The following is a 25,100-nucleotide window of genomic DNA, read 5'->3' as shown; positions in this document are numbered from 1 at the left end:
GTCGTCGGCAAGCACCATCTCGGCGGCCTCCTTGGCCACTTCCGTGCCCTTGATGCCCATGGCCACGCCCACGTCGGCCCGCTTCAGGGCGGGGGCGTCGTTCACCCCGTCGCCGGTCATGGCCACCACCTGCTTGCGGGCCTGGAGGGCCTCCACCAGGCGGAGCTTGTGCTCGGGGCTCACCCGGGCGAAGATGTCCACCTTCTCGGCGGCCGCCCGGAGGTCCTCGTCCGACAGGCCGTCCAGCTCCCGGCCGGTGCGGACCGTCCGTCCATCGCCGATGCCCATCCGGGCACCGACGGCCCGGGCCGTGAGGGCGTGGTCCCCGGTTATCATCTTCACCCGGATGCCCGCCTGCTTGCACTGCTTCACGGCCTCGATGGCCTCGGTGCGCGGGGGGTCGATGATGCCGCAGAGGCCCAGGAGGCTGAGGCCTCCTTCAACGTCGGAGAAAACGAGGCTCCCCTTGGCGTCCTCGGCCTCCCGGAAAGCCACGGCGATGATGCGCTGGCCCCGGGAGGCCATCTCCTCGATGCGGCGCTCCCAGCGCGCGATGTCCAACGGCCTGTCCTCTCCCCGGGCGCGCTCCCGGTTGCACATCTCAAGCACCTTCTCAGGGGCGCCCTTGACGTAAATGAAGGCGTGGCCCGCGTGGTTATGGTGCAGGGTGGCCATGAAGCGGTGTTCGGATTCGAAGGGTATGACGTCCACGCGGTAATAAAGCTCCTTCTGCATCCGGGGCTCCAGCCCCGCCTTCATGGCCAGGGTAACGAGCGCCCCTTCGGTGGGCTCGCCCGAAAGGCGCCAGCGGCCCCCGGATTCCTCCAGCACGGCATCGTTACAGAGGAGGGCTCCCCGTGCAAGCTCCTGAAGCTGGGGGTGCTCAAGGGGGTTGACCTCCGAACCCTCCCGTGTAAATCCCCCGTGGGGGTCGTAGCCCACGCCCGAGACCTCGAGGGCCTCCTCTGCCAGGCTCGCCGTCTGCACCGTCATTTCGTTCCGGGTGAGGGTGCCGGTCTTGTCCGAGCAGACGATGGTCACCGAGCCCAGCGTCTCCACGGCGGGAAGGCGGCGGATGATGGCGTTTCGCCGGGCCATGCGCTGCACCCCGATGGCCAGGGTGATGGTGATGATGGCCGGAAGGCCCTCGGGAATGGCCGCCACGGCGAGCCCCACGGCGGCCATGAACATCTCGCTCACCGAGTACTCCCGCACCACGATGCCGAAGACGAAGGCCGCCGAGGCCACCGCGCCGATGGCAACGGTGAGGGTCTGGCCGAACTCGGCCATCTGCCTGAGGAGCCTCGTGGTAAGCGGCTGCACCCGGGAAAGGAGCATGTTGATGAGGCCGATTTCCGTGTCGTCCCCGGTGGCCACGGCCACTCCCGTGGCCTGCCCGTATGTTACCAGGGTGCCGGAAAAGGCCATGGATTTTCTGTCCCCCACGGTGGCCTCCGGGTCCACCGGCTCCCTGGACTTCTCCACGGGCACCGATTCCCCGGTGAGGGCCGCCTCGTCCACCCTGAGGTCCTTCACCCACATGAGGCGCAGGTCCGCCGGCACCCGGTCCCCCGACTGGATGAAGACCACGTCTCCGGGCACCACGTCCTCGGCCGGGACCGTGGTGCGCCGTGCGTCCCGCATGACTGAGGCCTCGTAGGAGAGCATTCCCCGGATGGCCTCCAGGGCCCGCTCGGCCTTGCCCTCCTGGATGAAGCCGATGAAGGCGTTGACCAGGACGACCGCCGCAATGACGCCCGCGTCCACCATGTGCCCGAGGACGGCCGTGAGCGCGGCCGCCCCCAGGAGGACGTAGATGAGGACGTTTCGAAACTGGCTCCCGAACCGGACGAGGGGACCGCGCTTCCGGGGCGGGCTCAGCCGGTTGGGGCCATGCCGGGAAAGCCGCTCACGGGCCTCCCCGGCGGTCAGCCCGGTGGACGCGCTCCTCAGGCGCGCAAGGACGGCCTCGGCGTCCATGGCATGCCACGGGGTCGGCCCCGTCGGCATTATCGTCTTCTGTGCCCTCATCCCCCGGGTTTCCTCGTCCTTCTCGTATCATTTCGAAAGGGGGCTGTCAAGACGACCCGGCTTTCGGGCGAGGGAGCGGAGAGCAGGAAAAGAAGGGCCCTTGGTCTTGAAACCGCCACATGAATTCCGGCCTCGTCCGAGAAGAGCCTCAAGAGAGTTGCCACGGAGTTCCGCATGCCCGGGATGATATAATAAAAGAGCTATGTCCTTGAGAAAAAAGATAATATTCAGTTTCTTCATAAGCGCCTGCATAATAGCCATCCTCGTCGTCTTCGAATCCGTCAATTTCGTCGAGGTGAGAAACGAGATACGCTCGCTCGAAGTGACCGACACCATCAGGAGCAAATCCCTCCAGTTGAGGAGGCACGAGAAGAACTTTTTCCTTTACCCCGACAAGGCGGCCGAGGAGTCCGCGGCCATACATGATTATCTGTTTCAGCTGGAGGCCGTTACGGAAAATCTTGCACCGTCCCCCTCCGCCCGTTTGCAAAGGCTCGTTGAGGAATACAAAAGCCGGTTCGGGACCATAGAGGGCCTGCTCACCGATGTATCCGGAGAATTCGGCAAACTGGAGGCTCTCGTCCCGCACAGGGAGTTCGCCGAGATTGTAAAGGCGAGCTTCCGGGACAGGCCGCTTTACGCGGCCCAATTCCTTGAGGATGTATACGCCCTGCCCCCGGACCACCCGCTCACGCGGAAACTCAGGAAACTCGCGTCCGACATAGACATGCTCCGGGAGACGGGCGAGAAGATAATCGCGGTGTCCAAGGAGCTGGACAAGTCCGCCAGGGAGAGGGCCGAAAAGGGCATCCGCCTCTCCCAGGGGGCGATACTGGTGGTCTTTCCCCTGTTTCTGCTTTTCGGCGTCGGCGCTCTCTTTTACATAAGCAGCGGTGTTGTCCGGAGGCTGAAGACGCTGACGGACTCCGTGGAGAAAATCGGTGAGAAGTATGCTTCCTCCATGCCCGCCTCCCGGGCCGAAACGGGCGGGAAAGACGAGGTGGAGAGGCTCGTCGAGAAATTCAGGCTCATGGCCGTTCAGCTCGGCCGGTGGGAGGAGGAGCTTCACGAGAAAAACAAGGAGCTCTTGCAGTCCAAGAAACTCGCCGCCATCGGCACCCTGGCCGCCGGCGTGGCCCATGAGCTGAACAACCCCCTGAACAACATCGGCATCTCGGCGCAGGTCCTGAGGAGGCAGCTTGGCGGGGAGGCCTCCGCGGAGGTGAAGGAAATCCTCGATGACATCGCGGGGCAGACGATACGGGTGAGGGGGATAGTGGGCGACCTCCTGGAGTTCGCCAGGGAGCGGGAGCCTCGGATGAAGGACATCGAGCTCATCGGCCTTATCAGGGAGGCCTACAGGCTGGTGGGCACCTCCGCCGACACCACCGGAGTGCGTTTCGTCCTCGACGCCGGGGCCGACAGGGTCCCGCTCCGCGCCGACCCGGACCAGTTGGAGCGGGTGTTCGTCAACCTGTTTACCAACGCCGTTTCCGCCATGGAGGGGCATGGGGAACTGGTCGTCAAGATAGCCTCCGAAGAGGACCGTCTGATACTATGGGTCTCGGACACGGGCAGGGGGATGTCCGAGGAGGACAGGGAGAAGGTCTTCGACCCCTTTTTCACCAGGAAGGAAAAAGGCACGGGCCTCGGCCTTGCCATAACCCTCAACATCGTCAAGAAGCACGGAGGCAACATATCGGTCGTGAGCGAGGAAGGGGTGGGGACCGCATTCGAGATCAGACTGCCCAGGAGAACGGCGTAATGCAGCTCAAGGTACTCGTAGCCGAAGACGAAGACATAACCAGAAAGCACATAATGAACACCTTGCGGGCCGAGGGCTATGAGGCTCAGGGCGCAAGCAACGGACTGGACGCCTTCAAAATGGTGCAGTCCGACGGCTTTGACATCCTCATCGCCGACGTCAAGATGCCCAGGATGGACGGGATGGAGCTGCTCTCCAGAGTGAAGGAGATATCCCCGGACACCGCGGTCATCGTCGTCACGGGCTACGGGAGCATAAGCTCCGCTGTGGACGCCATGAAAAAGGGCGCCTTCGACTATCTGCCCAAACCCTTCGAGCTGGACGAGATGGTCCTGAAGGTCAACAAGGTGCGTGACCAGAGGATGCTCAAGAGGGAAAACATCGCCCTCAGGGCCTTCCTCAACATCGAAAAGGAGCTCTCCGTCATAGCGGAGAGCGAGGGCATGAAGAGGGTGCTGGAGGTTATCAGGAGCATCCAGGACTCGGACTGCTCCGTGCTGCTGTCCGGCGAGACTGGCGTGGGCAAGAGCCTCCTTGCAAAGGTCATCCACTTTTCGAGCCCCCGGCGGGAGGGGCCCTTTCTTTCGATAAACTGCGCGACCTTCACGGAGGAGCTTCTGGCCAGCGAGCTCTTCGGCCACGAAAAGGGGGCCTTCACCGGGGCGACAGCGCAGAAGAAGGGCCTTATGGAGATAGCCGACGGCGGCACCCTCTACCTGGATGAAGTCGCCGAGATGCCCCCCAACCTGCAGGCCAAGCTCCTGAAGGCCATCGAGGAAAAGGAGTTCTTCCGTGTGGGAGGCACAAAACCCATAAAGGTGGACGTGCGGTTCATCGCCGCCACCAACCAGAACATAGCGCTGGCCATAGCGCGGGGCTCTTTCAGGCGGGACCTCTATTACCGCCTCAACGTCATGGAGGTATATATCCCTCCGCTTCGCGAGAGGAGGACGGACATAACGCCCCTCAGCAGGTATTTCCTTGCAAAGCACCTGCCCAGATACCGGAAGAACGTCAAGGGATTCACGAACGAGGCCCTCCAGATACTCAGGAACTACAGTTATCCCGGCAACGTCCGCGAGCTTGAAAATATCATCGAAAGGGCCATCATCCTGGAGAAAGGTGCCTACATTACGCCCGAATCCCTGCCCCAGATGCTGAAAATGTTTCAAATTGAAACGCTCGAACCGGAAAACGTCAAGCCTCTGGACGAGGTCAGCCGCGAATACGTCCGCACCGTTGTGGAGATGCTTGGCGGTAACAAAGCCGAAGCCGCGCGGCTTCTGGGGATATCGCGGACCAGCCTCTGGCGCATGCTGAAGGAACAGTAGCGTTCAGCACGCGTTCATATCTGAAACGCTTTTCTCCATCTCCCCTCTGATTTTGCCTGAATAAACAGGGACTTTTGCCTGGCACCGTTCTTGCGTTTCTCTCGGCAGGGAGGTGCAGGAAATGTCCAGAGCGTCCAGGCAGAAAGAGATCCTTTATGTCGCCTACAGGGACGAGTCCCTGGAGGAGGGAATATCCTATGCCCTGTATCTTGCCGGACAGATGGATGCGGGGCTGAGGATCGTTCTTCTGAGCAGGAACGGATTCGGGGGGAAATTCCATAACGTGATGGACGCCGTCGCCTTTGCGGAGGCCAGCGAACACGAAACGGCCCGGCGGATGTTTGCCGGGGAGGAAGATGGCGATGACGCCGCGTCGATACAGTCATACCTCGTGGAGCGATGCAGCAGGGAGGGCATCAAGGCCAACGTCCACATCGGGCTTGAGGGGACCGTATCGGTGGTGCAGGAGTTTCTCAAGCGCAAGAGGATAGACCTCGTGCTGCTGAGCCCGGCGGTGACCGGCAGCCGGAATATATTGAACAGGCTCCTGAGGAATTCCCCGCGGCCCGTCGTCACCATGTCACGCGGTAGCGATAACGATAAAATGCTTGCGGAAGGAGGAACACACTCATAATGTATCTTTACTTGCCTGTGGCTCTTACCAGCATCAACATCTTGTTGCCCGTCGGCCTGGGTCTTGCCGTCGGCCTGATGTCCGGACTCTTCGGCGTCGGTGGGGGGTTTCTGATGACGCCGCTTCTGATAATGATGGGTATCCCCCCCACGGTGGCTGCGGCCACCGACTCCAACCAGATAGTGGCAGCATCCACCTCCGGTACGTACGCCCACTGGAGGCTTGGAAACGTGGACTTCAAGATGGGCCTCTTTCTCCTCATCGGCGGGTTCTCCGGTGGACTGCTCGGCGTGCAGGTCATCAAGATATTGCGCATGATGGGCAGCGCCGATTTCGTCATCAAGCTCACCTACGTGGTCATGCTTGGCTCCGTGGGCACCTACATGTTCTTCGAGAGCCTTTCGGCCCTGAAAAAGAAAGACACCGGGGCGCCTAAGGAGCAGGCGCGCTCCGAGTCGGCTCTCACGCGGTTCCTCAGGTCTCTGCCCTTTCAGACGAGGTTCGAGAAATCGGGCGTCACGCACTCGGCCCTCGTGCCGGTCGTCCTGGGTGTTTTCGTGGGCATACTGGCGGCCCTCATGGGCGTGGGGGGCGGCTTTCTCATGGTTCCGGTCATGGTGTACCTTCTGAGAATGCCCATGCACGTGGTCGTGGGGACGAGCCTTTTTCAGATACTGTTTACCTGCATCGAGGTGACGTTCCTTCAGTCCTACACGAACCACACCGTGGACTTCATGCTTGCGGTTCTCCTGTTGGTCGGCTCCACGATAGGCGCCCAGGTGGGCACGGTCTTTGGCAAGAAGCTCAAGGGCGACCAGTTGAAGATACTCCTGGCCGTCATCGTGCTCGTTGTCACGGTCAAGATCGTGCTGGACCTCACGCTGACTCCCGAACTGCTCCTTGCACAAGGAGGTGGCCATTAATGATGAAAGCGCTCATGATAAACGCTCTGCTCCTTCTGGCCTTTGCGGCCCTTATGGTTCAAGCACCGGAGGCCTCGGCCGCCCTTACGGTCAAGGCGAACCATGACCGCCTGGACGTCGACTACAACTATCACGGTGGCGCCGTGAGCGTAAGCGGCGAGGCGGACCCGGGGGTCGAACTCATCATCAAGATAGCCTCTCCCTCGGGGGAGGAGGAGCTCATGAGAAAAGACCGGGTGGGCGGGATCCTCTGGATGAACACCGAAAAGGTCGAGTTCGGGGGCGTCCCGGGGGTGTATTACCTGGCGAGCACCCGCACGCCCGAGGAGATACTGGAGACCTCTCACCGGATGGCAAACGGCATCGGGTACGACGCCCTTGCGGAGACGGCCGAAATCACGGGCCATTCGAATCCGGAAGCACGGGGGGCGCTGTTTGACGAGTTCATAAAGTACAAGGAGGCCAAGCGGCTCTTCTCCCGGTCCGCGGGAGACGTCGCCGTCAAGCCGGACGCAGACGGACAGGCCTATCGGACCGTGTTTCAGTGGCCTTACCAGGCGCCTCCGGGCAGGTATATCGTCACGGCCTATGCCGTCAAGGACGGGGCCGTGGTCGATAAGGCGGAAACCGAGGTGCACGTGCAGCAGGTCGGGGTTGTAAAGTTACTGGCCGATATGGCTCAAAACAGAGGCGGCCTGTACGGCCTTGTTGCGGTTGTCATCGCCCTGGCGGCGGGCTTCGGAGTCGGCATGCTCTTCAGGACGGGCGGAGGTGCCCATTGATCCCGTACAGAAACATCCTGGTCGGCTTCGACGACTCGGAATACAGCAAGGCGGCCCTCGTGGAGGCGCTCAACATCGTCAGGGCCAACGGGGGCTCGCTTGCCCTTGTCCATGCGGTCTTTTTCGATTCCGAGGAATTCAGCGTATCGCCCGGACATCTGGACAAGCGCCTCGAGCACGGCAAGGTGATGTGCGAGAAAGCGGCCGAGACGTACGGCGGCGAATTCGACTCCGGCGTGCAGTACCTTGTCCGGCAGGGCGAGCCCCATGAGGTCATTCCGGACGTAGCCCGGGAGAGGGGGACGGACCTCATCGTCATGGGCACGTACGGAAGGAGGGGCATCCGCAGGATGATAATGGGGAGCGTGACCTCGGGGGTCATCCTGGACTCTCCCTGTGATGTCCTCGTGGTCAAGAAGCCCTGCGAGGAGTGCACCGGCCGGTACCGCTCCATCCTCGTGCCCTATGACGGCTCGGCACTGGGCAGGAAGGCCGTCGGCAGGGCAGCCGAGATAGCAGCTGACTCCGGCGAGATTACGCTGACCGTCCTTTACGTCATCCCCCTGTACGAGGAAATCGGCTTTCTGAGAACGAACACCATCAGCGAAAGGATACACGAGGAGGCACGAAAGGTCGTCATCGACGGAGAAAAGCTCGCATCGGAGAAGGGGGTTACGGCGAACACCCTGGTGGAGGAGGGGGCCAGCACGGCCGACAGGGTTGTGGAGACCGCGGAGGGTCTCGAGAGCGACCTTATCGTGATGGGAAGCCACGGATGGCGAGGCGTGGACAAGGCCATCATGGGCAGCACCACCGAGCGCGTCATCTCGCGCTCTCCGGTCCCCGTCCTCGTGGTGCGGTAACGTATGAAAGGCTACAGAAAAATACTCATCGCCGTAAACGGCTGCCACCAGGTCCTGGAGAAAGGGCTCAGGGTTGCCGGGGATGAAAAATGCTGGGTCACGGTGCTCAAGGTGGTCCCGCCGTATGAGGGCGACCTGGACCTGACCGGCATAAGAAACATAGAAGACGTCCTGGGCTCGATGGCCGCGGAGACTTCCGCGGCCATCGAGGGCGTCGTTGGCCGGAATCGTTCCCTCGCGAAAATCAGGGTCGAGGAGGGGGACATCCCGGAGACCATAGCCCAGGTGGCCGCAGAAGAAAAGTGCGACCTCATCATCATGGGCACCAAGAAGGCCAAGGGCCTCTTCCGGCGCTTCCTGGGAGACCATACCGCCGGGAAGGTCATCGGCAGGGCCCCGTGCCCGGTGCTGGTCGTGCACGACTGAGCCTCCGCCCACCTGTCGCACCTCTGCTCCGCGGGCGCCTCGCCTGAAAAGACATCCACACACATAGCCGCCCTTTGCTCTTTGGCTTCACGGCCGGAGAAGGGGGTTTCCCGCCAGCAAAAACGAACCCCCCCTGCGGCGCATTCCCCGTTTGGACCGCACGGTACCCCTTCTCAAGAGGCCCCTTTATGGCGGGGTGCCTTCAAAGGGTCCGCGCCGGCGGCGCACCGCTTCTCTTCGCGGGACAGCACGACGGCCGCCGCTACCAGGGAAAGCTGGGTAAGGCCCTGGGGAAAGTTGCCGAGCATCCGGCCGCTGTGGACGTCGTATTCCTCGGAAAAGAGGCCCAGGTCGTTGCCGGTGGTGAGAGCCCTCTCGAAAACCCTTTGTGCCTCCTTCATGTCGCCCTGGCAGGCGAGGCACTCCGAAAGCCAGAAAGAGCAGGCCAGGAAGACCCCTTCGTCCTCTTTCATGCCGTCGTCCCCGGGCGGATACCTCCGAAGCAGGCCGTCCACCTCCAGGTCCTCGCGTACCGCCTGCACTGTGCGGACCATACGCTCGTCGCCATGGTCCACGAAGCCGAACATCGGCAGAAGCAGGAGTGCGGCGTCCATGGTCTTTCGCCCGAAAGCCTGCGTGAAAACACCGCGGGAGCGGTCGTATCCCTTTGTTTCGATTGCGCGGCGCACCTCGTCCCTGGACTTTTTCCACTCCTGCACGGGTGCGTTCATGTCGAGCACCCGTGCCAGCCTCAGCCCGCGGTCCAGGGCGACCCAGCACATCGCCTTGGACTGGACGAAGTGGCGCGGTCTCCCCCGTATCTCCCAGATTCCCTTGTCCGGCTCGTGCCACCGTTTTGCGGCTACATTGACGGTTTCTACAAGAAAATTCCAATAGTCGTCGTCGGGTTTGTGCCCTCTCAGATGCCAGTGCCAGGCGAGTTCGAGAAGCTCCCCGTACATGTCCAGTTGGAGCTGCCGCTCGGCGGCGTTTCCGTCCCTGACGGGCCCGGCGCCCCGGTATCCCTCCATTTCCTCAATGACTATCTCCTTCAGCCTTCGTTCGCCCCCGACGCCGAAGAGTATCTGGAGCTCCTCGGCGCTGCCGGCCGCGCTCCGCTCGATGAACCTCCGGAACCCGTCGGCTTCCTTGTCGTGGCCCAGTTCCCCCAGGCTCCGGACCGTGAAGTACGAGTCGCGTATCCATGAATAGCGGTAATCCCAGTTGCGGCTTCCTCCCGGCCACTCCGGCAGAGAGGTCGTGGGTGCTGCGGCAATAGCCCCGGTGGGGGCGTTGGAGAGCCCCTTCAGGACCGAAGCCGAACGCCTGAGGTGTGCGGCGTACGGGCCCGCGATATTTCCACGCGAGGACCAACGGTGCCACCACTGGACAGTCTGCTCCAGACGCCGGTCCAGCTCTTCGGGCGTGGGCACGGCGGTCACTTCCTCGTCAAGGTCTTCGGCTTGCCTGTACAGGATGGTGAGGCGCACGCGCTGCCCTTCTCCCACGGTGCATGACCCGCACAGGCAATGGCGTCTCTGGACTTCCAGGTCCATGTCGCCCACAATCAAAAGGCCGTCGTTGCCTCCCAGGGCCGTAAAACCGCCCTTGGCGTAACGGCGAATCCACGGCCTTACGGACCCGTAGTCAAAGCACGGCGCGACCTCCACGGTGAACGTCACCGAACCGGTTATCCCTTCGATGACGCGCAGAATCTGCTTGTGAGGGCTGTGTTCTCCTCCTCGCCTCATGGTGAAGCAATCGATGAGCCGCGCGGAGCCGCTGCGTGTCCGAAAGGACGTCTCCAGGACCAGGGAGTTTTCGACGTAGCGCCTCTTGACCGTGTACGCGGCGGCGGGCGCTATACGGCAGAACCCGCCGTGGTCCCAGTCCAGGATGCGGCCGAAGCAGCTGCCGGAATCCACGCGGGGCATGCAGCACCAGTCGATGGACCCCGATTTCGACACGAGGGCCGAGCTGTGGCAGTCGGCGATATAGCCGTAGTCTTCCAGGGGCGGGTAGGGCGTTTCCCCCGATTTCCGTGAACTCCCCCGCCTTTTCAGGGGACGCTCCTTTCCTCTGCTGCGTACGATAACCCGACGGAGCGCGTCATGGTTCTGCTTATTTCCTCCTTGCCGATAATTCCCTTGATGCGCCCGGACGGGTCTTGCACCACCGCGACCGAAGCGTCCCTGGAGCGCATCGTCACTATGACGTCGAATATAGTCGTCTCCCCGGTCACCGACATATAGTCCCTGCGTGCGACCTCTCCCAAGGATACCTCTTTTCCCCGCTCCAGGAAAGACGCCAGCACGTCGTCGCGGCCGGCGACGCCCTCGAGCCTGCCGGATTTCACCACGAGGCACCACCGGGTTTCCGGACCTTCGGCAAGACTCTCCACGAATTCCCCCACGGTTGCCGATGAAGGCATCGTGGCGAAACGCTTCTCCATGATGTCCGCCGCGCGTTCGAACTGGTAGAAGTTCGACTGCATCTCCAGCGGCACGTAGTGTCCCCGCCGGGCCAGGGTCAGCGTGTAGAAACTCTCCTTAAGGAGCATCGACCTTACCGCATGGCTGAAGGCGACGGCAAACGCCATGGGTATGATGATAGCGTGGTCCATGGTCAGCTCGAAGACCATGACCAGCGACGCGATGGCCGCTCCGGTGGTGCCGCCGGTCATGGCGGCCATCCCGGCGATGGCAAACGAAGGGGGGCTCAGGGAGAGTCCGGGGAAAAGTGCGTTCAAGGCGAGGCTGTAAGCGCTTCCCATGGTCGCACCCATGAACATCGCGGGTGCGAATATGCCGCCCGAGGCCCCGGAGCCGAGCGAGCCCGAGGTGACCGCAAGCTTGAGAACAAAGAAAAGAAGGAGTATGGGCACTCCGGCAAGCGCGCCGGAAAGCACGTCGCGCATGGTGGCATACCCCATGCTTGCGACGTAGTAGTGCCCCGTGAATACAAATGTGAGATACAGGACGACACCCACCGACAACATGCCCAGAGCATGATGGAAATAGTGGCTGTGGCCGACCTTCCTCGAAAAAAACCTCCCGGAGAGGTCGATGCCCTTAATGAGGCCCGCCGAGGCGGCCCCGGCAACCACGCCCAGGCCGATATAGAAAATGAAATCCCGGGGAGATACCACGGATGCGGTTTTCTCTATAAGGAGGGAGGAGAACAGGGTATGGGGACCCATCAGCGCCCGTGCGACGTAGGTGGCCGTCGCGGTGCCGACCGCTATGGGCAGCAGGCTGACGATGCTTACCTCGTGCAGGATGATTTCCATCGCGAATATCATCCCCCCTATGGGGGTGTCGTACACGGCGGCCATGCCTCCGCTGGCGCCGGCCGTGACCAGGAGGACTCTTTGCCACGCGGGAATTTTCTTGAAGCGGGATGCCAGGGAGCCCACGGCCGCGCCTATCTGAAGCGCGGGTCCCTCCTGGCCCACCGAGGCGCCGCTGCCCAGCGAGAGGGCCGAGGCCAGCGGCTTTATGACGGAAACGACGGGCCGGATGAAGCCCTGCTTGTAGTAGACGGCCTCGATGGTGTCCGGCACGCCGCTCCCCCTGGTTTCGCGGGCAAACCGTTGAACCAGGGCCACGCCGAGGGCTCCGAGCACGGGGACGAGAACCACGAACACGCCCCAGGGATTGGACGAAACGTGCACGTTGGGGTCATAGCTGAGGGAGAGCTTCCCGAGAAAGAACAGGTTGTGAAAGAATCCCGTCATGACGCGGAAAGCCGTCGCACCGAGCCCGGCCAGCAGCCCGACGGCGAACGCCAGGGCAGAGAGGGAAAAGGTGCTTAGGGGCTCGTCCTTCCGGTCCTCTTCCGCCATGTGCCTCAGCGATTATCTCCCCCGTCACGCATCGGGCGGAGGCGAAATTGACAGAAAAGCTTTTCCATGATAAGGAGAGATTATTACAATCCTCTTAAAAATGGAAGCATCCATCACTCCAAAAGGAGGCCGCAAGGATGAAAGCCATGGTGCTCAGGGGGCCGGCGGACCTCGAGACCGACAGGGAGCCGCTTCATCTGGAGGACGTGCCCGAACCGGAGCCCGCAAAGGGGGAAATCCTGGTCAAGGTGACGCGATGCGGCGTCTGCCACACGGAACTGGACGAGATAGAGGGAAGGACGCCGCCGTCCAGGTTCCCCGTCATTCTTGGCCATCAGGTCGTCGGCAGGGTGCAGGGCTCGGGCCCGGGCGCGGAGAGGTTCAACATCGGCGACAGGGTCGGCATCGGGTGGATATACTCGGCGTGCGGGAAGTGCACGTTCTGTCGGAGCGGACGTGAAAACCTCTGTTCCGACTTCAAGGCCACGGGAAGGGACGCCGACGGCGGATACGCAGAGTACATGGTGGTGCACGAGGATTTCGCCTCCGGGATACCGGAGGTGTTCTCCGATTCGAAGGCCGCTCCGCTCCTGTGTGCCGGGGCGATAGGCTACCGCTCCTTGAGGCTCGCGGACCTCGGGGACGGCGAGGGCATCGGGCTTACGGGTTTCGGCGCGTCCGGGCATCTCGTACTGAAGATGCTCCTTCACAAATTTCCGGGCTCCAGGGTCTTCGTGTTTACCCGCACGCCCGGCGAAAGGGATTTCGCCAGGGAGCTCGGCGCATACTGGGCGGGAGAGACGGCCGAAGAATCGCCGGAAAAACTCGGCTCCATCATCGACACCACGCCGGCGTGGAAGCCCGTCGTCGAGGCCCTGAAGAACCTGGAGCCGGGTGGCCGGCTCGTGATAAACGCGATACGCAAACAGGACGGGGACAAGGAGGCGCTTCTGAAACTCGACTATTCCCGGGACCTCTGGATGGAAAAGGAGATAAAGAGCGTCGCCAACATCACGCGGAGGGACATCCAGGAGTTTTTGCCCTTTGCCGCCGGGATTCCCCTCAGGCCCGAGGTGCGGGAATTCAGCCTCGAGGAAGCGAACAAGGCCCTCTTGGAGATGAAGGGGCGCAAGATCCGCGGCGCCAAGGTCCTGAAAATCGCATGAGACGCCGCGCCGATAAAATCGACGCCTGAATCCATGTGTTCAAGGGGGAGACGGTGCCGGACGTGTCTGCATGAAGCCCTTGCCCCAGGGCATTGAAGCTCTTGTGCCCTATATCCAGTCGGTGGAGCCCTACCTTCACCGGTACGGGTACCTGGCCGTCTTTTTCGGCGTGCTTCTTGAAGACTTCGGCCTGCCCGTGCCCGGAGAGACCATATTGATAGCGGGAGCCCTGTTTGCTTCCCTCGGCGAGTTCAGGCTTGAATGGATAATGGCTCTGGGCTTTCTCGGAGCGGTCACGGGAGATAACATCGGCTATGCCATCGGACGTTTCGGCGGGCGCAAGCTTGTCGCCAGGTACGGGCGGTATGTTTTCCTGAGCAAGGAACGCCTTCGGAAAATGGAGTCCTTTTTCGAACGCCACGGAGGCAAGGTGGTGGTAGCGGCGAGATTTATCGAGGGGTTCAGGCAGTTCAACGGCATAGTGGCCGGCATAAGCGGCATGGCATGGCGGCGGTTCCTCGCCTTCAATGTCCTTGGAGCCGCCATATGGGTGGGCTTCTGGGGAACCGGAGCATACTTCTTCGGCAGTGAGCTGGGCGGGGTTTTCGCCATTTTCAAGAGATTCGAACCCTATGTCCTGGGTGTCCTCGGGGCGCTGGTTATCATTCTTCTGGCCCGCCGTTATCTGCGAAGCCGTCGGCAGCGGCGTAATGAAGGGGGCTAGGCCGTCCCGGGCAAAGGCCGTTGCCCTCCCGTTTCGGTCTTGTCGTGCCCTGCTTCTCCTGCAAGGTGCTGGAGCGTCCCCCCGTCTCTTCATGATAATCCCTTAATCAATCAGGCTGCTTTTGGTAGTGCAACTTAAAGTGGCTGCGTCCGTGCTTTTTCGCATGGAAAACGGTCATGCGGATGAGAAACGGGGCAAAATCGCCCGCATTTGTTCGTAAGATGATGAAAATGTGTTAAATGTCACACTTCCCCTCCCGGCTCTGTACTAATATGGACTCGCATGAGTAAGGACGGCTCAAGATTCCGCCGTTTCTTCGGCGAAGGTCGCCGTGCCGAAATATCGGTTCCCGCAGCTTTGTTTCTTCTGGCCACCGTAGCTGCGGGCATCTTCCTGACGGAGGCCCTCATCATGCTGCTTCTTCCCCTGGATTACTTCCCGCGACGCATCGGGGCATTGCTGGATGCCTCCGTGCTTGTCGTTTTTACCTTCCCGGTCCTCTATTTCTTCTTTTACCGGCCCACCACGGTGTCCATGATGCAACTGAAAAAGGCTCTCCTTCGGGTACGGAAGTCCGAGGAAATCTACAAGGAGCTGGTCGAGTACACGGACGCCGTGCACTGGGAAATGGATGCAAGGACGAAGCGCTTCACGTACGTGAGCCCCCAGGTCGAAAAAGTCCTGTGCTATCCGGTCACCGACTGGGTGGACCATGGGTTCTGGGTAGAGCACCTTCATCCGGAGGACAGGCATTGGGCCCCTGCGTACTGCGCGCACTATGCGGCGCTGGGAAAAGACCATGAGTTCACCTTCAGGATGATTGCCGCCGACGACAGGGTGGTCTGGATAAGGGCTATCGTCAATGTCGTGATGGCCGCCGGCGTTCCGGTGAAACTCAGGGGCATGATGCTCGACGTGACGGCATGCATGCTGGCCGAGGAGACCCTGAAGGAGAGTGAAGAGAAGTACCGCACCGTCATAGAGAATGCCAGCGACGCCATCATCCTGGTCGATGCGGATTCCGGCGTCGTTCTGGACGCCAACAGAAGGGCCACGGAGCTCACGGGGCGGGATATCGCGGAGCTTATCGGCCTGCACCATTCGGAACTTCATCCGGCCGAAGAGACGGAGAGGTATACGGACCTCTTCAAAAAAAGGACAGGCGGCGAATCCGGGGTTTCCGGCGAAGACCTCGTGGTCCGCCACGCATCGAGCAGGCGCGTCCCTGTCGAGATCAGCTCCTCCGTCATAGAGCTGACGGGGCGGAAAGTCCTGATAGGGATATTCCGGGACATCAGCGAGCGCAAAGCCGCCGAAAGGGAGCTCCGCAAGTGGGCCGAGGTCTTCAGGAACGCCCGCTGGGGCATAACTCTTCAGGAAAAGGAAAGTCCCGCCATGGGTGTGACCAATCCGGCGTTTGCCCGGCTGTATGGATACAGCCCGGAGGAACTGTCGGAGCGTCCCTTCGAGGAGGTCTTCGCGCCGGGAAGAAAGGAAGATGTCCGCGTCCTGATGCAGGTCCTTGGCGAAAAGGGCCACCACACGTTCGAGAGCGTGCACCAGCGGGCGGACGGGAGACTTTTTCCCGTCCTGGTAACGGCCACGGCGCTGAAGGACGAGGACGGCCACATGCTGTACCGGGTGGTGAGCGTTCTCGACATAAGCGAGCAAAAAGAGGCGGAAGAGAATCTTCGACTCCTTCGCAAGGCCGTGGAGGCACTGCCCGTGGGTGTCACGATCACCGACCTCAAGCGGCGCGTCCTTTACACCAACCCCGCCGAGGCGGCCATGCACGGATATGCGGTGGAGGAACTCCTGGGCAGGGACGCGCGATGCCTGGGCAGCGAGGTCTCAAAGAGGGGCATCAGCCGGGAGGAGATGGTCAACGGCATCCCCTATAATCGGGAGTCCCGAAACCGCCGGAAGGACGGCACGGACTTCCCCGTGCACCTCATATCGGTGCCGGTTGTCCAGGAAAACGGCGAGCCGCTCGGCATGATCACCGTCGCGGAGGACATATCCCACCGCAAGGACGCCGAGAGGGAGCTTCGCATAAAGGAAATAGCCATCCGGTCCTCGATGAACGCCATGGCCTTCGCCGACCTTGAGGGCGCGATTACCTACGTCAACGAATCGTGCCTCTCGATGTGGGGGTGCGAAGGTGCGGCGGAGGTCGTCGGCCGGTTCGGCGGAGAATTTCTCCGGGATAAACAAGAGGCCCATGTGGTCCTTGATGCCTTGAGAACGCATGGCAACTGGATTGGGGAGCTCACCGCCCGGAGAAAAGACGGCACTCCTTTTGACATCCAGTGTGTAGCCGGCCTGGTCAGAGACGAAGGCGGGGACGCCCTGTGCATCATGCTCTCGGCCGTGGACGTGACGGAGCGGAAGACGGCTGAAACGGCCCTTCGCGAGAGCGAGGAGCGCTACCGGTCCTTCGTCCATAATTTCCAGGGCATAGCCTTCCGCACGAGCATGGACTCCACGCCGCTGTTCTTGCACGGGGCCGTGGAGAAGATTACCGGCTACACGGAAAAGGACTTCCTTGAGAGGAAGCCGCCGTGGGAAGATATCATCCATCCGGACGACAGAGAGCGCACGGCGGAGAGCTTGAACGCCCTGGTGTCGTCGCCGGGCCCCATGACGGAGCGTGAGTACCGCATCGTGCGGCGCGACGGAGAGGTCCGGTGGATTTACGAGCTCCTGCAGAAGGCCGGCGACCCCTCCGGGCGCCTCTATCTGCAAGGCTCCCTCTATGATATCACCCAGCGGAAAATAGCCGAGGAGAGCCTCCGGATAAACGAGTGGAACTACAGGAAGCTCTCGCGTGAGTTCAACACCCTTCTGAACGCCATCCCAGACCCCCTCCTCCTCTTGTCCCCCGACCTCGACGTCATCTGGGCCAATGCGGGAGCCGCGGCCGTAATCGGTCGGGACAAGGTGGACTTTCTGAGCGGTCTCAGATGCCACGACCTTTGGTTCAAAAGTGACAGGCCGTGCGAGGGATGCCCCGTCGTGCGGTGTTTCGAGAGCGGCCAGGGCGAATCGGAGGCCATGGAACATACGGCCGGACGACTCTGGGACGTGAGGGCGTTTCCCATCAAGGACGAGAAGACCGACCGGGTGAAGAACGTCATAGCACTGCTCATCGACATCACCGAGAAGACCAGGCTCGAAGGCGAGGCGCGGAGAGCCGCACAATTGGCTTCCGTCGGGGAGCTTGCGGCGGGGACCGCCCACGAGATAAACAACCCCATCAACAGCATCATAAATTACGCCCAGGTTGTGGCCGACCGCTATGACGAGGACACGAAGGAGAGCGATTACTGCCGCCGCATCATCAAGGAAGGAAACCGCATAGCCGCCATCGTCAGGGGCCTTCTTTCCTTCGCCCGTCAGGACAGCGGAGAGAAATGCCTCGTCAAGGTGGAGGACGTCCTCCGTGACGTCCTCGCCCTGACCCGGGCCGCCATGGCTCGGGAAGGGGTGCGCATCGCCGTCGACTCGGAGCCCGACCTCCCCCCCGTGTGGGCCAGTTACCGGCAGCTGGAGCAGGTTTTCCTCAATCTCTTGAGCAACGCGCAGCACGCGCTCGAGGAGAAGTACCCGTCTCAGCATGAAGACAAGGTACTGTACATCTCATGCGGTATGGCCGAATCGGAAGGAATCCGCTATGTGCGCTCGATATTTCACGACAGGGGCCTGGGTATTCCGGCCCATCTGCTGCAGAAGGTGCATGAGCCCTTCTTTACGACAAAGCCCCAGGGCAAGGGCACGGGCCTCGGTTTGAGCATAAGCTATGGAATCATCAAGGAACACGGAGGAGCCATATCCATAAAGAGCACACCAGGGGAATTTACGCGTGTCATCGTGGACCTGCCGGAGGTAAAAGGGCATGAAGAAGAAGATTCTGGTCGTTGACGACGAGGAAGGAATCCGGCTTACCTTCGGGGATTTCCTTATCGAGGGAGGTTACGAGGTCGCGGCCGCCTCTAGTCTCACCGACGCCCTGGAGCACGTGCGGGAAAAGTCCTTTGACATATTTCTCGTGGACATCATTCTTCCCGACGGCTCCGGTGTCGAGTTGCTCAAGAGGATAAAGGGCAGCGAGCCCAAGGCGCCCGTCATCATGATAACGGGAGAGCCCGGCATCGAGACCGCTTCGGAAGCCGTCCGCCTCGGCGCCTATGACTACATCGCCAAGCCCGTGCGGAAGGACACGCTCCTGCGGGTCGCCCGCACCGCACTGCGCTACAAGGAATCGGTGGACAGGGAAGAGAAGTACCGCTTGAACATGGAGGCCATCTTCAGGAGCGTGCGGGACGGCATCATCACCGTGGACAAGAACATGCAGATTCTGCAAATGAACGAAGCCGCCTCCGCCCTGCTCGGGGTCTCCCGGGAAAAGGCGTGGGGAGGAAGCCTCGAAGCCGTGCCCTCGGAATGCCAGGGCATCTTCTTCGATGTCCTCCGGCAGACGCTTTCCACGCGGAAGCCCGTGGAGGCGTACAGGCTGGAGGCACGGTCGCGGAAGGGAAAAACCGTGGTCCTGTCCCTTCAAGCCTCGCCTCTGCTGGATGCATCGAGGAACGTTTATGGCGGGGTCTTGGTCGTCCGCGATGAGACCCGCCTGTGCATTCTGGAAGATGAAAGGTCGCGGAGAACGGCCTTTGGCACCCTGGTTGGCGGCAACGAGGAGATGCAGAAGATATACAACCTCGCCGAGTCCCTGGCCGACGTAAAGAGCACGGTGCTCATTACGGGGGAAAGCGGCACCGGCAAGGGAATGGTCGCCGAGGCCATCCATGCCCTCGGCGTCAGGAGCGAGAAGCCCTTCGTGAAAGTCAATTGTGCCGCTCTGCCGGACGAGCTTCTGGAGAGCGAGCTTTTCGGGCACGTCAAGGGGGCTTTCACCGACGCCCACCGCGACCGCGCGGGCCGCTTTGAGCAGGCCGACGGCGGGACCATCTTCCTCGACGAAATCGGGGACATCTCCCCCAGAATGCAACTCCGCCTGCTCCGGGTCCTCCAGGAGGGCGAGTTCGAGCGTCTAGGGGATTCCCGCACCATAAGCGTGGATATGCGGGTTTTGGCGGCCACGAACCGCAATCTGCTGGAGAGGGTGAAGAAGGGAACATTCAGAGAGGACCTCTATTATCGTATAAACGTCGTGGAGATACGCCTTCCCAGCCTTCGGGACCGGCGAGACGACATCCCCCTGCTCGTCAGCCACTTCCTCGAAAAGCTCCGGAAGAAGATGACGAAGGATATCGTGGGCATAACGCCGGAAGCCCTGAGCACTTTTGTGAACTACGACTGGCCCGGCAATGTGCGGGAACTCGAGCACGCTTTGGAACACGCCTTCGTCGTTTCTTCGGGCTCCACCATATCCTCGGAATCGCTGCCGCCTTTTTTGGGAAGACTCTCGGCTCCTGCGGACCCCAGGGCCGGGTACAAGGGAGTGACGGTTGAGAGGATGCAGGAAGCCCTTCGGGAGGCAGGGGGCAACAAAACGATGGCGGCCCGGCTCCTTGGCGTGGACCGGCGGACCGTCTACAGAAAGATGCAAGAGTACGGCCTGACGTCCAGAGACCCGTGATGCCGTGGGGAATGTCACGTCCGTGACATTCCGCCATTCGTGACATTCCGCATCTTTTTTCCTTCCGGCCTTATTACGTCCCCTCCTGCCAACGAACAAAGTCACTGAATAACCGCAATAAAAAACATCCCTCATCCTCTGGCACGGATGTTGCCCTTTCCGGGGCCGTGCGGGCGGAGCGGCGCCCGTGCCCCGGAAGCGGGCGGGACATGTCCTTCCCTTCCGGGAGGAAAGGAGAACATGCAGAGCGAATGTGACGTGCAGAGGGTCCTCATCATACATGACGAAATCCTGCACCTGTACTTCCTGGCGGAGCTCTTCAAGACCTTCGACTACGAGGTCTATATGGCCGAGACGGAGGACATGGCGAAAAACCTCCTGGACCTCCAGAACTTCCAGGTCGTCATTACGGAGACCGGGTACAGGAGGACCCGGGAGGAAGCCCTGGAGCTCATCGCCTGGGTCAAGAGAAAGAACCCGGCTTCACGAATCGTCGTACTCAACGGCAACGGAGAAAGCCGAGAGCAGCCGCCTGCGGGAGTCGACGCCTATCTGCGTCGTCCGGTGAAATTGGCGGAGCTCCTGGACACGTTGAAGGAGTGGAGAGACTGCGGCAAGAAAGCCGATGCCAAAGACGCGGGGGAGGACGCCCCATGAAGGCAGCGGCACACCTTGGCCTCTCCGGTCTGGCTCTTCTTCCTCTGTGCCTTTCTGCTCTGATTTCGAATACGCCCGTTCGCGCCGCTGCGGCGGTGCTGGGGTACGCGGGGGCCTTGGCGGTTCTGCACATGCGCGGGGCGCGGTCCGGCAAGCGCCTGGCCCGTCTGCACACGGAGGACAAGAAGAGCATCCTCGAGAGCATAAGCGGCAACCTCGCCCCCGTGGCCTCCCGCCTTGAGAAGAAGGCGGAGCTCATGCCCGTCATGTCCAACCAGCTCGGCGAGGTGGTCAGACAGACGGAAGAGGCTGCCCTGGGAATAGGCAAGAGCTTTTCGAGCATCGCCGAACGGGCCCGGGACAACGCTCGGCGCGCCACCGGCGCCCTCAAGGGCATCGCCGGCCAGGAGGGGGAGGAGGCCCTCCTGGAGGTCAGCAGAAAGGCACTGGCCGGCGTGATAGAGAGCCTGCGGGGCACGGCCGGCACCATAGAGAGCACCCTGGAGGGGGCCAGGGCCATGCATGCCTCCATGGAAAGCATAAAGAAGTTCATCGGCGAGATCGAGTATATCGCCGACCAGACGAACCTCCTTGCCCTGAACGCCGCCATCGAGGCCGCCCGGGCTGGGGAGCACGGCAGGGGGTTCGCCGTGGTGGCCGACGAGATTCGGAAGCTCTCGGGCAGCTCCAACTCGGCGGCCACCCGGATACAGCACATCATGAAAGACGTGGACGCCTCCTTGACCGCGCTGGGCTCCGAAACGCAAGCCAGGAGCACGGAGAGCAGGGACCGGGCGGAACAGGCGGAGCGGGTCGTAGCCGAATCCCTCAGGAGAATCGACTCCCTCCTGGCCGAGACGAAGGGAGAACTGGACGCCCTTACCGAGGAGTCCCAGCTCCTGGCCCAGGACATTGGAGGCATCGTGGTCTCCATGCAGTTTCAGGATATTACACGCCAGCGCGTCGAACATGTCGTCGCGCCGCTCGGGGCCCTCAAGGGGGAGCTCGAGGGCATGGCGCGGCACCTGAGGAGCACAAGCCGGGGGCTGCACGAATGGGACGAGCACAAGGGGGTTGAGTGGCTGAAGAGCCTTTATACCATGCAGGCGGAGCGGGATGTCATGGACGCCACACTGGCACCGGCCGGGGAGGCGGACGTGTGCTTCGCTGAAGCAAACGGCGGCGCGGGCGGAGACGGCTCGTGGCGGGTGGATGAGAACGTCACGATATTTTAGGGCCGCTCTGCCCGGGTGCGGACGCGTTAGGAGGAGCGATGCAAAGGATGATACTGATTGTAGATGACTCCGCATCCATGCGGCAGCTCATGGCCTTTACCCTTCAGGATGCCGGCTATGGCGTCCTGGAGGCCGCCGACGGGATGGATGCCGTGCAGAAGGCCCGGGAGGCCTCCGTCGACCTGGTCATTACGGACTTGCACATGCCGGAGATGGACGGGTTCGGCCTTATCGAGGCCCTGAAGGGGCTTCCCGAGTACAGGTACAAGCCCATCATCATGCTCACCACCGAGTCCGCCGAATCGAAGAAGCACCAGGGCAAGCTCCTCGGTGCCAGCGGCTGGATCGTCAAGCCCTTCACCCCCGAGCAGCTGGTGCGGGTCGTGGAAAAGTTCGTCCGGTGACCGCATGGAAGGCGGGACTGAGCATCTGACGGTCGGAAGGCGGGAGGAAAAGACCTTCATCCACCTGAAGGGGGAGGCGACCGTGGCCTTTCGGGGGCTTCTCCGCGACGCGCTCCTGGAGGCGCTCAGGGATTCCCGGTCCTGCGAATTGGTTCTTGAGGGTGCAGAGAGGATTGACGCGTCCGTCCTCGAGCTTCTCTGCTCGGCCCGGCGTTTCGCGTTGGGCATGGGAAAAGATGTGGCGGTCAGCTCCGAGTCCCCGGGCGCCCTGGCCGAGGCCGCGGTGCGTGCCGGATTTCTGCGGCGCAGGGGCTGCACGGCTTACTGCGGGGAGAGGTGCCTCTGGGTGGCGGAAAACGGAGAGGAAAGAAGGACCCCGTGAAGGACCGCTACAGGGAGATTTTCATGGAAGAGGCCCGGGAGCTCCTCGGGGAGCTCGAGGAGGGCCTCCTGGAGCTGGAGGGCAGTCCCCTGGACGGAGAAGCCGTCAGGCGTGTCTTCCGCGCGCTCCATACCATCAAGGGGTCCGGGGGGATGTTCGGCTTTGAGCGGGTCGCCTCCTTCACGCACGCGGTGGAGGCCGTTTTTGACCGCGTGCGAAACGGGCTATGTCCCGTCACCCCGGAGCTTATCGACATTGCGTTGGCCGCCAAAGACCACATACGCGAGCTTCTGGAGGAAGAACAAGGGGCGGAAAGCCCGGGGCTTCGCGTCGACCTGGTGGAGGCACTGCGGAGGTTCGCTCCCGAGACCGCGTACGAGCCGGAGCCCGCGCACGAGGCTGAAGGACCGCTCCTCGAGCGTGAGGAAGGTGAGCGCACCTATCGCATCCGCTTCAGGCCCTGCCCTCATATCTACGTCCGAGGGATCGACCCTCTTTGCATCGTCGATGAGCTTCGAGCCCTCGGCAACTGCTCCGTGGTCGCTCACCTGGATGACATCCCGCTCCTTCCGGAGCTTGACCCCGACCTGTGTTACGTGACATGGGACGTCATCCTGAGCACCAGGCAGGGGAGGGAGGCCATCCAGGAAGTCTTCATCTTCGTCGAGGAAGACTCGGAAGTCTCCGTCGAGACCATCGACGAGGAAGGCGTCCTCGCCTCCGGCGACGACTACAAGAAGCTCGGAGAGATATTGCTGGAGCGCGGGGACGTCTCGACCGAGACCCTGGAGGAAGCCCTCAAGGAGCAGAAACCCCTGGGGGAGGTCCTTCTGGAGCGGGGGGCAATCGGGGAAACGCACCTTGAGGCCGCCCTGGCGGAGCAGACCCTGGTGCGCGAGAAGAGAGCGAAGCGCTTGGTGCAGGAAAGCATTTCCACCGTGCGGGTTCCCGCGGAGAAGCTGGACAAGCTCGTGGACCTCGTGGGGGAGCTGGTCACGGTGCAGGCCCGCCTGGCCCAGGCTGCCTCGGGCATGGGTGACACCGAGACGGTCGCCGTCTCCGAGGCCATCGAGGGCATTACGGCCGAGCTTCACGACAATGCCATGAGCCTGAGAATGGTGCCCATCGGCTCCGTGTTCGGCTCGCTGAGAAGACTGGTCCGCGATCTTTCCCAGAACCTGGGGCGCCGGGTCCGCTTCGAGACCGAGGGGGCGGAGACGGAGCTTGACAAGACCGTGATAGAGCGGCTGAACGACCCGCTCGTGCACCTCATCAGAAACTGTATCGACCACGGCATGGAACCGCCCGGGGAAAGGGCCTCGGCGGGGAAACCACCCGAAGGGACCGTACGGCTTGCGGCGCGGCACTCGGGGGCCTTCGTCCTCCTGGAGGTCGGCGACGACGGACGTGGCATCGACAGGGAGGCTCTCCGGGAGAAGGCCGTTGAAAAGGGCCTCCTCCCACCCGATGCCTCCCCCGGAGACGAAGAGCTTTACAGGCTCATCTTTGCGCCGGGCTTCTCCACCGCCGGCGAGGTGACCGAGATTTCGGGGAGGGGTGTGGGCATGGAGGTGGTGCAGCGGAGCATCGAGGGGCTGAGGGGCACGGTGGACGTGGAGAGCAGGCCGGGGAAGGGCACCCGGATAACCCTGAAGATTCCCCTCACCCTTGCCATCATCGGCGGTCTCCTGGTGCGGATCGGGGAGGAACGGTTCGTTTTTCCCTTGTCCCAGGTGGAGGAGTGCGTCGAGCTGATGGAAGGAGACCTGACGCCTGCAAATGGAAGATGTCTCTTCAATCTCAGAGAGCAGGTTCTTCCCTATATTGTGCTCAGGGGGATGTTTCGTGTCGAAGGGCCCGCGCCGGCCATCCAGCAGATGGTCGTCACGGACGTGGACGGACAGAGGGTCGGCTTTGTGGTCGACGCGGTTGTCGGCGAGCACCAGACGGTCATCAAGTCCCTGGGGAAAGCATATCGTGCGGCCGGAGGCGTCTCCGGCGCCACGATTCTCGGAGACGGCAGGGTTGCCCTCATTCTGGACCCACCCTGTCTTTATAAAGACGCAGAGACTTGTTCCGTGACATGAGCCGGAACAAAACATGAAGGAGGTAGCACATGGGTGAGAGCATGCTTACGCAGGCGACCCAGTACCTCACCTTCAACCTTGGTGAAGAAATCTTCGCTCTGGAGATAGCGAAGGTGCGGGAGGTGCTGGACCTGACGAGCATCACGACGGTGCCGCAGACCCCGGAGTTCATGCGGGGGGTGATCAACCTGAGGGGGGGCGTGGTGCCGGTGGTGGACCTGAGGCTGAAGTTCGGGATGCCCCGGAC

General features: G+C 62.0%; 20 protein-coding genes. 17 read left to right on the top strand and 3 right to left on the bottom strand.

Annotated features, from left to right (window positions below; all coding sequences use genetic code 11):
• A partial coding sequence (locus P8Y39_04230) for an HAD-IC family P-type ATPase (GenBank protein MEJ2191544.1) occupies positions 1-2,010 on the bottom strand: 2,010 nt, incomplete at its 3' end.
• 229 nt (positions 2,011-2,239) lie between these two features.
• Here P8Y39_04230 and P8Y39_04225 point away from each other — a divergent pair.
• From P8Y39_04225 to P8Y39_04195, 7 genes are all read left to right on the top strand, one after another.
• A complete protein-coding gene (locus tag P8Y39_04225) occupies positions 2,240-3,796 on the top strand; it encodes an ATP-binding protein (protein ID MEJ2191543.1) in 1,557 nt (518 codons plus the stop codon).
• Positions 3,796-5,127: a sigma-54 dependent transcriptional regulator gene (locus tag P8Y39_04220; GenBank protein ID MEJ2191542.1), complete on the top strand. Its 1,332-nt coding sequence runs from the start codon at positions 3,796-3,798 to the stop codon at positions 5,125-5,127. The genes P8Y39_04225 and P8Y39_04220 overlap by 1 nt, the downstream gene beginning before the upstream one ends.
• A gap of 121 nt (positions 5,128-5,248) precedes the next feature.
• Complete coding sequence (locus tag P8Y39_04215) at positions 5,249-5,761, top strand: universal stress protein (protein MEJ2191541.1); 513 nt, start codon at positions 5,249-5,251, stop codon at positions 5,759-5,761.
• The gene (locus P8Y39_04210; protein ID MEJ2191540.1) at positions 5,761-6,684 is read left to right on the top strand and encodes a sulfite exporter TauE/SafE family protein; all 924 of its coding nucleotides are present in this window, start codon (positions 5,761-5,763) and stop codon (positions 6,682-6,684) included. Before P8Y39_04215 ends, P8Y39_04210 begins: the two co-directional genes overlap by 1 nt.
• Entirely contained in the window at positions 6,684-7,466 is a 783-nt protein-coding gene (locus tag P8Y39_04205) for a TIGR02186 family protein (GenBank protein MEJ2191539.1), read from the top strand. The genes P8Y39_04210 and P8Y39_04205 overlap by 1 nt, the downstream gene beginning before the upstream one ends.
• A complete protein-coding gene (locus P8Y39_04200; protein ID MEJ2191538.1) occupies positions 7,463-8,329 on the top strand; it encodes a universal stress protein in 867 nt (288 codons plus the stop codon). The genes P8Y39_04205 and P8Y39_04200 overlap by 4 nt, the downstream gene beginning before the upstream one ends.
• A gap of 3 nt (positions 8,330-8,332) precedes the next feature.
• Positions 8,333-8,755 carry a universal stress protein gene (locus P8Y39_04195; GenBank protein MEJ2191537.1) on the top strand — a complete coding sequence of 141 codons (423 nt, stop codon included), beginning with the start codon at positions 8,333-8,335 and terminating at the stop codon, positions 8,753-8,755.
• A gap of 173 nt (positions 8,756-8,928) precedes the next feature.
• Here P8Y39_04195 and P8Y39_04190 read toward each other — a convergent pair whose 3' ends face one another.
• Positions 8,929-10,767 (bottom strand): glycoside hydrolase family 15 protein, encoded by a 1,839-nt coding sequence (locus tag P8Y39_04190; protein ID MEJ2191536.1) that lies wholly within the window; start codon positions 10,765-10,767, stop codon positions 8,929-8,931.
• A gap of 47 nt (positions 10,768-10,814) precedes the next feature.
• Positions 10,815-12,599, bottom strand: coding sequence for a chloride channel protein (locus tag P8Y39_04185; protein ID MEJ2191535.1), 1,785 nt, complete (start codon positions 12,597-12,599; stop codon positions 10,815-10,817).
• 137 nt (positions 12,600-12,736) lie between these two features.
• Between P8Y39_04185 and P8Y39_04180 the strand changes: the two genes are divergently transcribed.
• The 10 genes from P8Y39_04180 to P8Y39_04135 form a co-directional block, all read left to right on the top strand.
• Positions 12,737-13,765: a zinc-dependent alcohol dehydrogenase family protein gene (locus P8Y39_04180; GenBank protein ID MEJ2191534.1), complete on the top strand. Its 1,029-nt coding sequence runs from the start codon at positions 12,737-12,739 to the stop codon at positions 13,763-13,765.
• A gap of 70 nt (positions 13,766-13,835) precedes the next feature.
• A complete protein-coding gene (locus P8Y39_04175; GenBank protein ID MEJ2191533.1) occupies positions 13,836-14,489 on the top strand; it encodes a DedA family protein in 654 nt (217 codons plus the stop codon).
• 282 nt (positions 14,490-14,771) lie between these two features.
• Positions 14,772-18,410 carry a PAS domain S-box protein gene (locus P8Y39_04170; protein ID MEJ2191532.1) on the top strand — a complete coding sequence of 1,213 codons (3,639 nt, stop codon included), beginning with the start codon at positions 14,772-14,774 and terminating at the stop codon, positions 18,408-18,410.
• Positions 18,385-20,088 carry a sigma 54-interacting transcriptional regulator gene (locus tag P8Y39_04165; protein MEJ2191531.1) on the top strand — a complete coding sequence of 568 codons (1,704 nt, stop codon included), beginning with the start codon at positions 18,385-18,387 and terminating at the stop codon, positions 20,086-20,088. The genes P8Y39_04170 and P8Y39_04165 overlap by 26 nt, the downstream gene beginning before the upstream one ends.
• 240 nt (positions 20,089-20,328) lie before the next feature.
• Positions 20,329-20,745 (top strand): response regulator, encoded by a 417-nt coding sequence (locus P8Y39_04160; GenBank protein ID MEJ2191530.1) that lies wholly within the window; start codon positions 20,329-20,331, stop codon positions 20,743-20,745.
• Positions 20,742-21,980, top strand: coding sequence for a methyl-accepting chemotaxis protein (locus P8Y39_04155; protein MEJ2191529.1), 1,239 nt, complete (start codon positions 20,742-20,744; stop codon positions 21,978-21,980). Before P8Y39_04160 ends, P8Y39_04155 begins: the two co-directional genes overlap by 4 nt.
• A 38-nt stretch (positions 21,981-22,018) precedes the next feature.
• Positions 22,019-22,384 (top strand): response regulator, encoded by a 366-nt coding sequence (locus P8Y39_04150; GenBank protein ID MEJ2191528.1) that lies wholly within the window; start codon positions 22,019-22,021, stop codon positions 22,382-22,384.
• A 4-nt stretch (positions 22,385-22,388) separates the two neighbouring features.
• Positions 22,389-22,766: an STAS domain-containing protein gene (locus P8Y39_04145; protein MEJ2191527.1), complete on the top strand. Its 378-nt coding sequence runs from the start codon at positions 22,389-22,391 to the stop codon at positions 22,764-22,766.
• The gene (locus tag P8Y39_04140; protein MEJ2191526.1) at positions 22,763-24,853 is read left to right on the top strand and encodes a chemotaxis protein CheA; all 2,091 of its coding nucleotides are present in this window, start codon (positions 22,763-22,765) and stop codon (positions 24,851-24,853) included. The genes P8Y39_04145 and P8Y39_04140 overlap by 4 nt, the downstream gene beginning before the upstream one ends.
• A 29-nt stretch (positions 24,854-24,882) precedes the next feature.
• A partial coding sequence (locus P8Y39_04135) for a chemotaxis protein CheW (GenBank protein ID MEJ2191525.1) occupies positions 24,883-25,100 on the top strand: 218 nt, incomplete at its 3' end.

Source organism: Nitrospirota bacterium (assembly GCA_037386965.1).
GTDB lineage: Bacteria > Nitrospirota > Thermodesulfovibrionia > Thermodesulfovibrionales > JdFR-86 > JARRLN01.
Note: the sequence above shows the minus strand (reverse complement) of the source record. Positions and strands in the feature narration are given on the sequence as shown.